Consider the following 14,914-nt stretch of genomic DNA (forward strand, 5'->3'; position numbering starts at 1 on the left):
GTATCTGGCGATGCGTCTTCAATGTTCTTTCCCACCGCCGGGGACTCCGACGCATCAGTCAGCCCTGTACCGCGAGGACCAGCGGCAACACCCCCGTGGCTCCGGCCCGTCGGAGCAGCCGGGCGGCCATCGCCAGCGTCCAGCCGGTCTCCGTGTAGTCGTCGACGAGGAGCACCGGGCCACCCGCGCGTGTGAGCGCTTCGGCCAGTTCGACGGGCACTGTCAAGGTGCCGTCCAGGGCGCGAAGACGCTGTGCGCTGTTGCTGCGCGGGATGTGGGTGGTGTCGCTGCCCGGCGCGTACTCGATGCGCCCCAGGAGAGGCATGCGGCCCACCTGAGCGATGCCCGCTCCCAGCGATTCGATGAGCTGGGGCCGCGTATGGGACGCCAGGGTGACCACGCCCATGGGGCGCGGCTGCGCATCCGGATCCGCGTTCGCCCATCCGCCCGGTCCCTTGGCCCAGTCGGCCAGGACCTCGACGACGGCCCGCGCGACGTCGTCGGGGACCGGCCCGTCGGGGGCCTGAGGCGCGAGCAGCGGGCGCAGACGATTGCCCCAGCCGATGTCCGAAAGACGTCCGAGCGCCCGCCCCGCGCCCGCCTGTTCGCCCGCCGGGATGCGCCCCTTGAGATCGATGCCGACGGCCGAGAGCCCGGTGGGCCACATCTTGCGGGGCTCCACCTCGACACCTGGACGCCCGAGTTCTCCCCGGGCCGAGTCCAGCGCGTCCTGCGGAACGGTGGCTTCGAAGCGGGCGCCCGCGCAGTTGTCACAGCGTCCGCAGGGCGCCGCCGCCTCGTCGTCCAGCTGGCGCCGCAGAAACTCCATACGACAGCCGGTCGTGGTGACGTAGTCGCGCATCGCCTGCTGCTCGGCCTCACGCTGCTTCGCGACCCAGGCATAGCGCTCGGTGTCGTAGGTCCACGGCCTGCCCGTGGCGACCCAGCCGCCCTTCACGCGATGCACGGCACCGTCCACGTCCAGGACCTTGAGCATGGTCTCCAGGCGGGAGCGCCGCAGCTCCACCAAGGGTTCGAGGGCCGGGAGCGAGAGCGGCCTGTCGGACTGCGCGAGTACGTCCAAGGTGCGCCGCACCTGCTCCTCCGGAGGAAAGGCGAGCGAAGCGAAGTAGCGCCAGATCGCCTCGTCCTCCTTGCCCGGGAGCAGCAGTACCTCCGCGTGCTCGACGCCGCGCCCCGCGCGCCCCACTTGCTGGTAATAGGCGATCGGGGACGAGGGGGAGCCGAGATGCACGACGAACCCGAGGTCCGGCTTGTCGAAGCCCATGCCGAGCGCGGAGGTGGCCACCAGCGCCTTCACCCGGTTCGCCAGCAGGTCTTCCTCGGCCTGCTGGCGGTCCGCGTTCTCCGTCTTGCCCGTGTACGAGGCCACGGTGTGCCCGCACTGACGCAGGTAGGAGGTGACCTCTTCGGCCGCGGCGACGGTGAGCGTGTAAATGATTCCCGACCCCGGCAGCTCGTCGAGGTGCCCGGCGAGCCAGGCCAGCCGGTGCGCGGCGTCCGGCAACGGCAGCACGCCGAGGCTCAGACTCTCGCGGTCGAGCGGGCCGCGCAGCACGAGGGCGTCCGAGCCGCCGCCGGTGCCGAGCTGATCCGCGACGTCCGCCGTCACGCGCGCGTTGGCCGTCGCCGTCGTGGCCAGGACGGGGACGCCCTGGGGCAGCTCGGCCAGCATGGTGCGCAGGCGCCGGTAGTCGGGCCGGAAGTCGTGTCCCCAGTCCGAGATGCAGTGCGCTTCGTCGACGACCAGGAGGCCGGTGGCTGCCGCCAGTTGCGGCAGGACATTGTCCCGGAAGTCCGGGTTGTTCAGCCGTTCGGGGCTGACCAGCAGCACGTCGACATCACCGGCCGCCACTTCGGCCCGTACGGCGTCCCACTCCTCCACGTTCGACGAGTTGATCGTGCGGGCGCGGATGCCGGCCCGCGCCGCCGCCTCCACCTGGTTGCGCATCAGCGCGAGCAGCGGGGAGACGATCACGGTGGGGCCGCTGCCGCGCTCACGCAGCAGCGCCGTCGCGACGAAGTACACCGCGGACTTGCCCCAGCCGGTGCGCTGTACGACGAGGGCGCGTCTGTGCTCCGCGACCAGGGCCTCGATCGCGCGCCACTGGTCCTCGCGCAGGCGGGCCGTCCCGGTCGGGTCGGACACCAGGCGCGCGAGTACGGCATCGGCCGCCGTCCGCAGATCTTCGTTGCTCATGCCCCCTATGCAACCCGATGGGACTGACATCGCGCGAATGAGGGCGGCGACCTGTGGACAACTCGTGTCGTGTCCCTGATCGAGGTTATCCACAGCCCGAAACGGAGCGTGCCGATTCACGGCATGGTCGTCCCATGACGAATCACAACCAGCCCGCCGGTGCGACCGGCCAGGCGAAGATCACCCTGAGCACGGCCGGCGAACTCGCCGAGGCGCTCCCGTACTTGCTCGGGTTCCGCCCCGACGACAGCGTCGTCCTCGTCGCCCTGCACAAAGGACGCTTCGGCGGCCGGGTGCGCCTCGGAATTCCCGAGCGTCCCGAGGACTGGCCGTCGGTGGCGCAGCAGATGGCCCACTGCCTGATCGGCGAGTGTGAGCGGCGGGACGGGAGGCCGGACAGCGTCGTCGCCTTCCTCTGCCAGGACGCGACGGTCATGGCGCCGGACTCCGCGCAGCGGGTCATGGAGCGGCTGCGCCCCTTCGCCCAGCTCCTGCGCACCGCGTGCGGCTGCCTGGACGTGCCCGTCACGGAAGCGCTGTGCCTCGCGAACGGCAGGTACTGGTCCTACTGCTGCCCGCGCCCCGAGTGCTGCCCACCGGAGGGCAACCCGATCAACACGGGCGAGACGTCGGTGATGGCGGCGACAGCGGCGTACGCCGGCATCCACGTGCGCGGATCGGTGCAGGAAGTCCGGGCGCGTCTGGCCCCGCTGCAGACAGCGCTCGTAGCGGAGCAGACGCGGGCGCTGGACGCGGCCGCGATGGAGCTCGTGCCGAGGATCTTCGCCGGTGTCTCCCGCGAGGAGGTGGAGGCGGAGACCCTCGACCTCGCCCGTCGCGTCATGCGCCGCCTCTTGGACGCGCCTGGCGAGGACGCGGATCTGGAGGCCGACCTCAGGGACGACGAACTGCTGGCCCACGACGAAGCCGCCACGCTGATCCTCGGTCTTCAGGACCGGGAGACCAGGGATCGGGCGGCCGAGTGGATGGAAGGCGCGGAAGCCGACTGCGCGCTTCGTCTGTGGAGGGCACTGGCACGCCGCTGCGTCGGCCCCTACGGGGAGTACGCCGCGGCGCCCCTGTCCCTCGCCGGCTGGATCGCCTGGTCACTAGGCGACACCGTCGAGACGGACCAGGCACTCGAGATGGCCCTCACCGTCGACCCGCGCTACGTCTTCGCCCGGCTCCTCAACGCGGCGAGGGCCGACGGCGTCGACCCGGAGCCGGTACGGCGGTCGCTGCGCGGACAGCGGGCAGGCCGGGAAGAGAGCGCCGACGCGGCCTCGGAAGCGCGGGTCCCGGAGTCTGCGCCGGGTGGCGGCGACGCCGTGGAGGAGGCGGGGACCGGTGGTGCCGACACCGCGACGGACGCCGGAGCTTCCCGGGCGGCCCGTGGTCTGGAAGCCGCGCTGCGGCGTCGCGGCGAACGCCGCCCACGCGCGGGGACCCGTCCAGCGCAGGCCGGGGCGCGGGCACCGCGACGGCCTTCCGGCAGCCGCCGCGTCAACAGGCAGCGCACCCGGGACGAGGGGTGAACAGCGCCGCGGCGCGGGCCCACCGCCCAGAAGGCGGGTGGTTCGCCCCACTGTGGCGTTACTTGCGACGGGGCGGCTCCGTTCATCCGGGTGCAGGCAACGGCGGCAGGACTTCGTCGGCGCGTTCAGCAGCCAGGCAGGGCGCCGAAGCTGTCGGCGACCGCGTGACAAGGGAGGCGCCTGATGCGGGAGTTGCAGCGAAGGCCCGTCGTGGACGAAGGACCTTGTTGTTGTCGGCGGACCGGCTGGTACGGGCTTCGGGGGCGCGCGGCGCGGGTCGTGCGTGTGGCTGTGGCTGTGGGTGGATCGGGGGATGGGGCGTTGGCTTTGGGCGCTACTTGCGCGGAGTTTCGCGGCGGCCGGGCTGTGCGTCCGGCCGACGCGGCACGGAGCGGCCGGGAGGCCCGGTCAAGGCGGAGTCCGACTGCGCGCACCTCGCAGGCGGCCGGGCCGGCGGACAGGCGGTCACCGTGACAGCGGACGTCTCAGGGCAGCCGACGGCGGGGGCTGCCCGGAAGGGGGTCCCTCGGGATGAGCCAGCCGATCACGCGGTCAGCCCTGTGCTGGGCGCTGGGCCGCCGCCATCCAGCGAGGATTCTGGCGCGACGGGGTACGAACGAAAATTCGGCCCGCCAAGGTGCGAGCAGGACGCCAATGCGTCAGGACACGGGCAGACTCCGGTTCCGTCGGGAAGTGACCGGGATGCGACTCTGCCAGTGCCAGACCACGGTTCCACGTCCTCCTGGCCCTCTCAGACGCCCGACCTGTCGGAGCCCTCGCAATACTCCGGCCCGTCGGAGCTCCGCAAGAAGCCGGACCTCCCGCTACCTCACCGGGGCAGCTCCCCACCGCGGCTCCCGCGGGACCCCAGCACTCCGAAGCTCGAGCACAGCCGTACCCCGTCGGCCCTCGACCCACCGCAGCTCCGCCAGGACCGGTCGGCCCGGCCTCTTTCGCCCGACCGACGCCCCTTGCTGCAACCGACCCGCCGACCAGCTACCGCCCCCTCGCGAACCATGTCGAGGCAACCGGCCTCAACGCCGAGACCCGCCTCGGAGCTGCCTCCCGTCCACCGGATACTGATCTGCGTTGCCCTTCCGGCCATGGCCATCTCCGCCGAGCACGGACAACTGACCGGACAGGGGCTCGAAGGCTTCTACCGAGGTGGGCGGCGGCTGCTGTCGCGCTGCCGGGTCCAGGTGGCGGGCCGGGAGCCGATCGCCGTAGGGGCCCGTATGGTCGCGGCCGATCGCGCCCGGTTCGTGGGCGCGGTGCGGGCGGCGCCGGACGCGGGGCCCGACCCGGACGTGCTCGTGGAGAGGATCCGGCACGCCGACGGTACGGAACGCATCGCCCTGCACAGTTCGGCCTCGAGACCCTTGCGGGTCCCCCTGGAGGTGGCGCTCGGCACGGACCTGGCAGAACTGGGCGCGGTAGCCGCTGGGAATCCGGGCAGGGAACTGCCCGCGACGGTGCATGACGGGGGGATGCGATGGTCGTCCTCCGCAGGCCACACCCTGGTCACAGCCCATCCGCCGCCCACGGACGCGCTGGCTTCCGCAGGGCTGCTTCGCTGGGAGTTCGAGCTGCCCCCGGGCGGCACCCGCACGGTGGAACTGCGCGTGCGAGCGGACGGGGGAGGGGCGAGCAGAACCCGAGGACGCAACACGGTCGTCCCGTTCGCCGTGGCCCAGGCTGAAGGGGACGACCCGCGCGTGGGGCCGCTGCTGCGCACCTGCATCGACGACCTGCGGGCGCTCCTGCTGTGGGACCCCGCGCATCCGTCGGACGTGTACGTGGCAGCAGGAGCGCCCTGGCGCTGCGGCATGGCGCCGGCCGAGGCGTTGGCCGCTGCCAGAATGGTGCTGCCTCTTGGAACGCGTCTCGCCGGCAGCACGTTGCGTGCCCTCGCCCGCACACAACGACACGCGCCGGGCCGGGACTTCGGGCGCCTCCCGGGACCGATGCGGCACATGGGCGCCCGACTGCCCCCGAGCTGTACCGGCATCGAGGCCACGCTCCAGTTCCCCGTGCTACTGGCCGAAGCACGTCGCTGGGGGCTCCCCGAGCGGGAAGTGGCCCAGCTGATTCCTGCGGCGGAGCGGTGCCTGCAATGGCTGCGCGCCGCGACCGGTGCGGGCACGTACCTGTCCGATCCCGGACCGGGAGCACCCCTGCGCTGCGAGACGCAGGCCCATGCCCACCGCGCCGCCGTCCTCGGCGCCGAGCTGCTCGACGCGTACGGCAGACCCGGGGCTGTGGAGCTGAGGCAGTGGTCGAGCGAGCTGAGGCTGCGGTTTCGGCAAGACTTCTGGGTCGACGACAGGACCGGCGGCGGACCCGCCGCCGCGCGGACCGCGGACGGCCGCCCGATCACGCACCTCGGCAGCGGCTCCGCCCACCTTCTGGACACCGGGCTGCTCGGAGCGGGTGCCTTCGCGCCGGGCTTGCTCGACAAGGTGCAGACCGAGCAGCTCGCGCGCCTGCTGAGCAGCCCCGACCTGGATTCCGGCTGGGGGCTGCGAACGCTCGGTACGAAGGAGGCCTCGTACAACCCGTTCGGACATCGAGCGGGAGCCGTACGGGTGCAGGAGACCGCGATCGCCGTAGCCGGTCTGGCCGCCGCCGGGTACGAGAAGGAGGCGTCCTCCCTACTTGGCGGGTTTCTGGCAGCCGCCGAGACGTTCGAGTACCGGCTGCCGGAGATGTACGCGGGGGAGCAGCGCGTGCGGGGCGGTGCTCCACTGCCGCACCCTGCCGCCTGCAGACCGGCTGCCGTCGCCGCGGCGGCCGGGGTACACCTTCTGGCCACGCTCGCGGGCATCCGTCCGGACGCACCTGCGGGGGCGGTGACACTGGCTCCGATGAGCAGCGCGCCGCTCGGCGAGATCGGCCTGACAGGGCTCCGCGTGGCGGGCCACGCCTTTTCCGTACGGGTCAGCCGACTCGGCCTCGCGATGGTCGAGGAGGCGGCGGACGTTCTGCAGTTGGGCGTGTGAGCGAGCGGGCCCCGGACGCTCCGAGGGCTGCCCCTGACCCGGCCCTGGAGCGGCCGGCCGACGGCCAGGGAGCGGTCATGAAGCGGGAAAGCAACGAGTGAAGGGAGTGTTTATCGTCAGGCAGACGACTATGATCGTCGCATGTCGCCCTACGACCCGTCGGCCTTCCCGCCCTTCGCTGTCACCGTCGACCTGGTCGTGCTCACAGTGCGCCGACACGCGCTGTGCGCGCTGGTGGTGCGCCGCGGGGAGCCGCCGTTCCAGGGGCGCTGGGCACTGCCCGGAGGGTTCGTACGGTACGACGAGGACCTGAACGCGGCGGCCGCGCGCGAGCTGTCCGAGGAGACGGGGCTGTGCGCCCACGACGCGGACGCGCCCGCCCAGGACAACGGGGCGCACCTGGAACAGCTGGGGACCTACGGCGACCCGAAGCGTGACCCCCGTATGCGTGTGGTGAGCGTCGCCCACCTCGCCCTCGCGCCCGACCTGCCGGCGCCGCGAGCGGGCGGCGACGCGCACAGCGCCCGTTGGTCTCCGGTCGAGGAGTTGCTGAACCAGGACGGGTACGAGCGCGAGGGCAGGGAGAGCGAGCTGGCCGCACCGCTCGCGTTCGACCACACGCGGATCCTGTCGGACGGGGTCGAACGGGCCCGATCGAAGATCGAGTACTCGTCGCTCGCCACGGCGTTCTGCCCGCCGGAGTTCACGGTCGGGGAGTTGCGCCGCGTCTACGAAGCGGTCTGGGGTGTCGCCCTGGACCCGCGCAACTTCCACCGCAAGGTCACCGGAACACCGGGGTTCCTCGTGCCGACCGGGGGCACCACCACACGCCAGGGCGGCCGGCCCGCCCAGCTTTTCCGGGCGGGCGGCGCCACGTTGCTCAACCCGCCGATGCTGCGCCCGGAAGTCTGACCCAAGCACGTCGGGTCGCCTCAACTCGTGCGCTCAACTGGGGCGTTGCGCGCCAGCAAGTATCGCTCGGCACGTCCGTTGCGCGAGGCCGAGGCGCAGGCCGATCAACGGTTCCCTTCGCGCACATCGGTGCGAGGAGGCCGGTCCTCCGTAAGACGCGCACGACTTTGCGGACGCCTGCGCCCGCTTCCTGCCCGAAAAGCCGGAATTAGCGCGTTATCTTGCTGAAGTACCCACGAGGCTCGCCCGCCGCCCGAGCGGTGGACGGGCCCCGGCCGCCGGGCGGTCGCCCATCCTGCGAGAGAAGCGATGATCCAGGCCATCGGACTGACCAGCAACGCCCGTAAGGAGCGCCGGCCCACGGTCGACGACGTGTCCTTCGACGCGCGAACGGGCCGTGTCACTGCGCTGCTCGGTGATCGAGGAGCCGGAAAGACGACCGTCGTGCGGCTCATGCTCGAGTTGCAACAAGGCCGTGGCATCACCTACTTCAGAGGCCGCCCTCTGCACCGTGTACACCACCCCGCGCGCGAGGTGGGAGTTCTGCTCGGTGAAGTGCCCGGCCATCCGGCCCGCACGGTCCGAGGCCACCTGCGCATGATCTGCGCCGCAGCCGGGGTGCCGGTCCTGCGCGCGGACGAAGTCCTAGAAGCCGTGGGCCTGGTGAGTCTGCGGGACGAGCGCCTCGGTACCCTGTCCCGCGGCATGGACCGGCGGCTCGGCCTCGCCTGCGCTCTGCTCGCGGACCCGCATACGCTGGTGCTCGACGGCCCCGCCGACGGACTGTCGATCCGAGAGAACAAGTGGCTGCACGGCATCCTGCGCGCGCACGCGGGGCTCGGCGGCACGATCCTGTTCACCACGGACGATGCCAGGGAGGCGGCGCGTACCGCGGACCGCGTCGTCACGCTCGTCGAGGGCCGCGTGCTCGCGGACCAGGACGCCACCGATTTCGCGCGCACGCGACTGCGGCCCCGGATCGCCGTCCGCAGCCCGTACGCGGCGCGCCTAGGCGTCCTGCTGACCAAAGAGGCACGCGCCGCCAAGCGCACCGTCGAAGTGGTCACCGAGGACGGCAGCCACCTCCTCGTGTACGGCAGCACCTGCGCGGAAGTCGGAGAGACGGCATTCCGGCACGGCATCCTGGTCCACCAGATCGCCGACGAGACCGGGGACGCGGGCCCCACGACGCCGCGCCCCCTACCGCCCGGCAACACTCCACCCCCGACCGTCGCCGGGCCCGAGCAGCCCACCTCTCTGGGGCAGCCCACCATTGCGATGCAGCCCACCACTGCGGGGCAACCGGCGACTCCAGGACAGCAGACCACCACCGTGATGCAGCCCACCGAACCGGCACGGCCCGCCACACCGAATCGACCCACCACGGCCGCACCCACGCAGGGAACCAAGCCCCCGCAGGCAACCGCTCCGCCCGAGCAGTCCACCGCCCCCGTGCAGACGCCCCCGCGCGCCACCCCTAAAGCGACTACCCCCGCGAATGCGTCACCACCGGCGAACGCGTCACCACCCACGAACGCGTCACCACCCACGAACGCGTCACCACCCACGAACGCGCCAGCACCCACGAACGCGTCAGCACTGGCGAACGGAACCGCGCCAGTGCTCCCTACCACCCTCACCGGCACCCCAGCGCCCCCCGCCACCAGCCCGGACCCGAGCCCCCGGACCAGCACGTTCATCCCTCTCGTCGACACGTCCGCCCGTGCCGTGACCCCCGATCACGACGCCTCCGACGCCCCGCGGCCCCCGCGACCCATCACATCCCTCTCCCCGCTCCCACCCCCCATCACCGTCCACCCCGCCCGCAGCCCCCTGCGCCCCATCCGCTACGAGCTGCGCCGGGTCACCGGTATCCCGACCGGCTACGCCACCGTCGGGCTCGTGCTGGCCGTCTCTGCAGTCCTGTCCGTACTGCTCGCCCGCGTCGGACACACGCCGCAGCCCCGCCTGCTCGCCGCTTGGCCACAGGAACTGCCCCTGCCGCCCGCCGCCCTCGGTGCAGGGCTGCTCGGCGCGTTCGCCTTCGGTGACGAATTCCGTCACCCCGCGCTCGCGGCGGACCGCGGCACCGTCCCCCGGCGACTGGGGCTGCTCGCCGGCAAACTGCTCGTCAGCGCGGCGACCGCTGTCCTCATGGCCGGCCTTGTCGTCGGCTGCGACACCGCGCTGCTCCACCTCGTATACGGATCGGAGCTCACGGAAGTTCCCGTCGACTGGTCCACGTTGACGGCGAGTTGGCTCGCGCTCGTCGTCGCGTGCGGATGGGCGGGGGTGCTCGCATCCGGAGTCTTTCGCTCCACCGTGGCAGGGCTCGCAGCCGTGGTGGCCGTCCCCATCGTCGTCATGCCGCTCGTACAAAAGGCGCTCGAAGGGCCGTCTGTGCGAACGGCCTCCGGGCTTCCCGCGAGGCTGCGCGACCTCGCCCTGGTGCACTGGCCATTCGGCGCGGAGCGCTTCGTCGCCGGGGCCCTGCGACTGCTCGCCGAACCCGTGGGCGGCGCAATGATGTTGTCGCTCGGCGCTCTGCTCTGCGTCTATCTGCTCGTGGTGCTGCGTCCCAGGATGCGATGACTCCGACCGGTCCCTGGCAACCGTCGACCGTGCCAGGGACCGGAGCAGACGCCACACCGGACGCGGCGCCATGTTGCACACCGGACGCCCTCAGCGCTGCCGCTGCACACAACTCCCCCTGTTTCGTCCGCTTCTTTCCGATAAGGCGTCAATTGCAGCGAGGGGGGAGATCACCCTTTCGTGTGCTTTTCACCAAAGACCTCAAGGGAGTTGGGGCCGGAGCCGACAACTCATTCCGTGAGTACCCTTGCGCACACCATGATGACCGCCGCCCGCTCCGCCGACTCAGGCCTCGTCGGACCGGGCGAACTCGACCGCTACCCCTACACGGGACCGGGCGCCGACCGCGTCGGCGCCCCCGTCTGGGACGGCCCGGACCAGGATCTCGGCCGCGTGGGCCGGCGCGCCGCGGGCAGCCGGGGCCGCGGTCTGCATGGCCAACTGGTCCAGCAACTGGGGCAGATGATCGTCTCCGGCGACCTCGGCGCGGACCGGCCGCTCGTGCCCGAGGAGATCGGCCAGCGCTTCGAGGTGTCCCGCACCGTCGTCCGCGAGTCCCTGCGCGTCCTCGAGGCCAAGGGCCTGGTCAGCGCCCGGCCGAACGTCGGCACGCGCGTGCGCCCCGTCAGTGACTGGAACCTGCTCGACCCCGACATCATCGAGTGGCGCGCCTTCGGGCCGCAGCGCGACGACCAGCGCCGTGAGCTGAGCGAGATGCGCTGGACGATCGAGCCGCTCGCCGCGCGTCTCGCCGCCGGGCACGGCCGCGAGGACGTGCAGCAGCGCCTCGTCGACATGGTCGAGATCATGGGGCACGCGCTCACGCAAGGGGACTCGATCACGTTCTCCCGCGCCGACGCTGAGTTCCACTCGCTGCTGATCCAGCTCGCCGGGAACCGCATGCTGGAGCACCTCGCCGGCATCGTCTCCGCCGCCCTCCAGGTCTCCGGCGGACCCGTCACCGGCTGTGACCGGCCGAACGAGGCTGCCGTCGCGCACCACGCGCGCATCGCCGAGGCGCTCGCCACGGGCGACGGGTCCGGCGCCGAGGCGGCCATGCGCCAGCTGCTGTTGGTCCACCCCGATGTCGAGCGTGTGGTGCCCGCGCCACGTGAGCACTGACCGTCCCGGTTCCGCGGCGGAACGAGGAGTACGGACCTGGTGTCGCCGGACGGCGCCCGCTGGGCGCCACGCGCGCGTAGGCGGGCGCTGTCCGGCGGATCGGCCGTGTGGGTGCGTCGCCCATACCCTGACCTGATCTGACTGGGTACGTAGGTTTTTGACCAATTACGGGGTGTGACTCGGGCCACGCAGATTGGGCGTAACGCTCCACGGAGCAACGCGATGACCTAAGAGGTGACAGCCGAGGAGGGAATACAGCAGCCGTACGAGGCGCTGTCCATCTCCCCGGCCCCCGCCCGCGCCGTCGGCCCATCCCCAAGTCGTCGGTCGTCGGCTCCGGTCCACACAGGACGGGGCCGGAAGCCGTTTTCCAACGTTCCGAGAGGTTGTTCGTGTCGGCCAGCACATCCCGTACGCTCCCGCCGGAGATCGCCGAGTCCGTCTCTGTCATGGCGCTCATTGAGCGGGGAAAGGCTGATGGCCAGATCGCAGGCGATGACGTGCGCCGTGCGTTCGAAGCCGACCAGATTCCGGCCACTCAGTGGAAGAACGTTCTGCGCAGCCTCAACCAGATCCTCGAGGAAGAGGGTGTGACGCTGATGGTCAGTGCCGCTGAGCCCAAGCGTCCTCGAAAGAGCGTCGCAGCCAAGAGTCCGGTCAAGCGCACCGCCACCAAGACTGTCGCGGCCAAGACGGTCACCCCCAAGAAGGTCGCTGCCACGACCGCTCCGGAGCCGACGGCCCCCGAGGTCGGCGCCGAGGAAGCCGAGTCGGTCAAGAAGACCACTGCCAAGAAGACGGTCGCCAAGAAGGCCACCGCGAAGAAGACCGTCGCCAAGAAGGCCACCGCCAAGAAGACGGCCGGCAAGAAGGACGACGAGCTTCTCGAGGACGAGGCCACGGAGGAGACCCCGGGTACGGCCAAGGCCGGCGAAGGCGAGCCCGCCGAGGAGGGCCAGGGCTTCGTCCTGTCCGACGACGACGAGGACGACGCGCCCGCGCAGCAGGTCGCGGCCGCCGGCGCCACCGCCGACCCCGTCAAGGACTACCTCAAGCAGATCGGCAAGGTCCCGCTGCTCAACGCCGAGCAGGAGGTCGAGCTCGCCAAGCGCATCGAGGCCGGTCTCTTCGCCGAGGACAAGCTGGCCAACGCCGACAAGCTCGCCCCCAAGCTCAAGCGCGAGCTGGAGATCATCGCCGAGGACGGCCGCCGCGCCAAGAACCACCTTCTGGAGGCCAACCTCCGCCTGGTGGTCTCCCTGGCCAAGCGCTACACCGGCCGCGGCATGCTCTTCCTGGACCTCATCCAGGAGGGCAACCTCGGTCTGATCCGCGCGGTCGAGAAGTTCGACTACACCAAGGGTTACAAGTTCTCCACGTACGCCACGTGGTGGATCCGTCAGGCGATCACGCGCGCGATGGCCGACCAGGCCCGCACCATCCGTATCCCGGTGCACATGGTCGAGGTCATCAACAAGCTCGCGCGCGTGCAGCGCCAGATGCTCCAGGACCTGGGCCGTGAGCCCACCCCGGAGGAGCTGGCCAAGGAGCTCGACATGACCCCCGAGAAGGTCATCGAGGTCCAGAAGTACGGCCGAGAGCCCATCTCCCTGCACACCCCGCTCGGCGAGGACGGCGACAGCGAGTTCGGTGACCTCATCGAGGACTCCGAGGCCGTGGTCCCGGCCGACGCCGTCAGCTTCACGCTCCTGCAGGAGCAGTTGCACTCCGTGCTCGACACGCTCTCGGAGCGCGAGGCGGGCGTCGTCTCCATGCGCTTCGGTCTCACCGACGGTCAGCCGAAGACCCTCGACGAGATCGGCAAGGTCTACGGCGTCACGCGTGAGCGCATCCGCCAGATCGAGTCCAAGACGATGTCGAAGCTGCGCCACCCGTCCCGCTCGCAGGTCCTGCGCGACTACCTCGACTAGTCGACGCCCGGCCGGAGCCCCTGTGCGGCTCTGCAGAGGCCCGGCACGTTCCCCGCTCGGGGAACGTGCCGGGCCTCTGTCGTACACGCTCTCGTACGTGCTCCGGTACGCGTTTCAGGAAAGATCCTCGCGGTGCGGCGAGCGCACGGCTCAATCACTCTAGGTGTTTCATAACAACCTAGAGTGAGGAGATTGTATGCGTCGTCCATTCACCGGAGCGCTGACCGTGCCGCTGGCCGTGCTGGTCGCAGCGGCCGTGCTGCCCCTGGCGCCGTCGGCCCCCGCGGCCGCTGATGAAGTGATCATCGGCGGCAGCCCCGTCAAGACGTCCGACCACCCGTGGGTGGTCGCGCTCTCCAGCCGTGACCGGTTCGGCGGAGCGCGCTCGGGGCAGTTCTGCGGAGGCGTGGTCGTCGGCCGCTCCACGGTCATCACAGCGGCGCACTGTATGAGCGAGGAAGTGCTCGGGGTGCCGCGCACCAGGGTCAGCGACCTCAAGGTGATCGCAGGCCGGACGGATCTGCGGACGTCGGAGGGGGCCGAGATCCCGCTGAGCAGCGAGTACGTCAACCCGGAGTACGACGCCCGTACCAACTCCGGCGATGTGGCGGTCCTCACCCTGTCCAAGCCGCTGCCCGCGGGAGACGTGCTCCCGATGGCGGCGGAGGGCGATCCTGCCTACGCGCCGGGGACGGACGCGAGCGTCTACGGGTGGGGCGACACGACCGGGGCCGGTGCCTATGCGGACACGCTGCGTGCCGCCCAGGTGAAGGTGCTGGCGGACGACGTCTGCGAGAAGGCGTACCCCGGCAGCGCGGACGGGAAGTACATCGCGGAGACGATGCTGTGCGCCGGGGAGCTGGAGGGGGGCAAGGACGCCTGCCAGGGCGACAGCGGCGGCCCGCTGGTCGCCAAGGGCAAGCTGGTCGGCCTGGTCTCCTGGGGGAGCGGCTGTGGGCGTCCCAAGAGCCCTGGTGTCTACACCCGGGCATCGGACGTGGTGAAGGTGATGCAGCAGCACGGCTGACGTGTGGATACGAGGACGGGCGGCCTCCCCGGGTGGGGGGAGACCGCCCGATCACCGGCCTGGTGCCGGAGCTGGCTCGTCGTGGGTGCGAGGCGTCAGCGTTCCTCGGTCTCGGCGCTTGCCGGAACGGCGGTGAGCCGCTCCGTCTCGTCCTGTATTTCAGCGGCGATCTTCTTGAGTTCCGGCTCGAACTTGCGACCGTGGTGGGCGCAGAAGAGCAGTTCACCACCGCTGGACAGCACGACGCGCAGGTACGCCTGGGCGCCGCAACGGTCGCAGCGGTCAGCGGCCGTCAGGGGGCTCGCGGGGGTCAGAACAGTAGTCACGTCGCCTCTTCTCTAGCTCGACGAGCTGTCGTACCAGGGTCAACATCCAACCAGGCCGAAAACGTTCCCGCTCGCGGCTTTTCCTCGAAAATTTTCTTCGAGACCGGCTGTGTGTTGCCGGGTGGCGGCGAATGTGCCGTATTGCGTCTCTTACGTGTACGGGTTCGCGCGTTCTGTCAGGTCGGTCCTCCCCGGCTGGCTTGCCGGTTGTTCAAGAGGACGTGCCCGGAGCCTAAATGGTTCATGCCT

Annotated in this window: 9 protein-coding genes; 7 read left to right on the forward strand and 2 right to left on the reverse strand. The window is 71.0% G+C overall.

The genetic code is table 11. The annotated features are described in order from the left end of the window. Window positions 1–58: 58 nt before the first annotated feature. Entirely contained in the window at window positions 59–2,221 is a 2,163-nt protein-coding gene (locus tag ACH4RC_RS00435) for a RecQ family ATP-dependent DNA helicase (protein ID WP_398193226.1), read from the reverse strand. Between the two features lie 134 nt (window positions 2,222–2,355). Between ACH4RC_RS00435 and ACH4RC_RS00440 the strand changes: the two genes are divergently transcribed. The 7 genes from ACH4RC_RS00440 (at window position 2,356) to ACH4RC_RS00470 (ending at window position 14,339) form a co-directional block, all read left to right on the forward strand. Then, window positions 2,356–3,756, forward strand: coding sequence for a DUF4192 domain-containing protein (locus tag ACH4RC_RS00440; protein ID WP_398193228.1), 1,401 nt, complete (start codon window positions 2,356–2,358; stop codon window positions 3,754–3,756). A 1,103-nt stretch (window positions 3,757–4,859) separates the two neighbouring features. Beyond that, a complete protein-coding gene (locus ACH4RC_RS00445) occupies window positions 4,860–6,755 on the forward strand; it encodes a glycogen debranching N-terminal domain-containing protein (RefSeq protein ID WP_398193230.1) in 1,896 nt (631 codons plus the stop codon). A 141-nt stretch (window positions 6,756–6,896) separates the two neighbouring features. Further along, window positions 6,897–7,667 (forward strand): NUDIX domain-containing protein, encoded by a 771-nt coding sequence (locus ACH4RC_RS00450; RefSeq protein WP_398193231.1) that lies wholly within the window; start codon window positions 6,897–6,899, stop codon window positions 7,665–7,667. A gap of 309 nt (window positions 7,668–7,976) precedes the next feature. Beyond that, window positions 7,977–10,259, forward strand: coding sequence for an ATP-binding cassette domain-containing protein (locus ACH4RC_RS00455; protein WP_398193233.1), 2,283 nt, complete (start codon window positions 7,977–7,979; stop codon window positions 10,257–10,259). Between the two features lie 237 nt (window positions 10,260–10,496). Then, window positions 10,497–11,381 (forward strand): FadR/GntR family transcriptional regulator, encoded by an 885-nt coding sequence (locus tag ACH4RC_RS00460; RefSeq protein WP_398193235.1) that lies wholly within the window; start codon window positions 10,497–10,499, stop codon window positions 11,379–11,381. Between the two features lie 386 nt (window positions 11,382–11,767). Beyond that, window positions 11,768–13,312 carry an RNA polymerase sigma factor gene (locus ACH4RC_RS00465; RefSeq protein ID WP_398193237.1) on the forward strand — a complete coding sequence of 515 codons (1,545 nt, stop codon included), beginning with the start codon at window positions 11,768–11,770 and terminating at the stop codon, window positions 13,310–13,312. Between the two features lie 196 nt (window positions 13,313–13,508). Further along, entirely contained in the window at window positions 13,509–14,339 is an 831-nt protein-coding gene (locus ACH4RC_RS00470; protein ID WP_398193239.1) for a serine protease, read from the forward strand. A 95-nt stretch (window positions 14,340–14,434) separates the two neighbouring features. On the opposite strand, the gene ACH4RC_RS00475 is transcribed toward ACH4RC_RS00470, so the two are convergent. Beyond that, window positions 14,435–14,665, reverse strand: coding sequence for a hypothetical protein (locus tag ACH4RC_RS00475; RefSeq protein WP_361077104.1), 231 nt, complete (start codon window positions 14,663–14,665; stop codon window positions 14,435–14,437). Window positions 14,666–14,914: the final 249 nt, after the last annotated feature.

It is taken from the genome of Streptomyces sp. NPDC016845, from assembly GCF_044332585.1.
Taxonomy (GTDB): domain Bacteria; phylum Actinomycetota; class Actinomycetes; order Streptomycetales; family Streptomycetaceae; genus Streptomyces.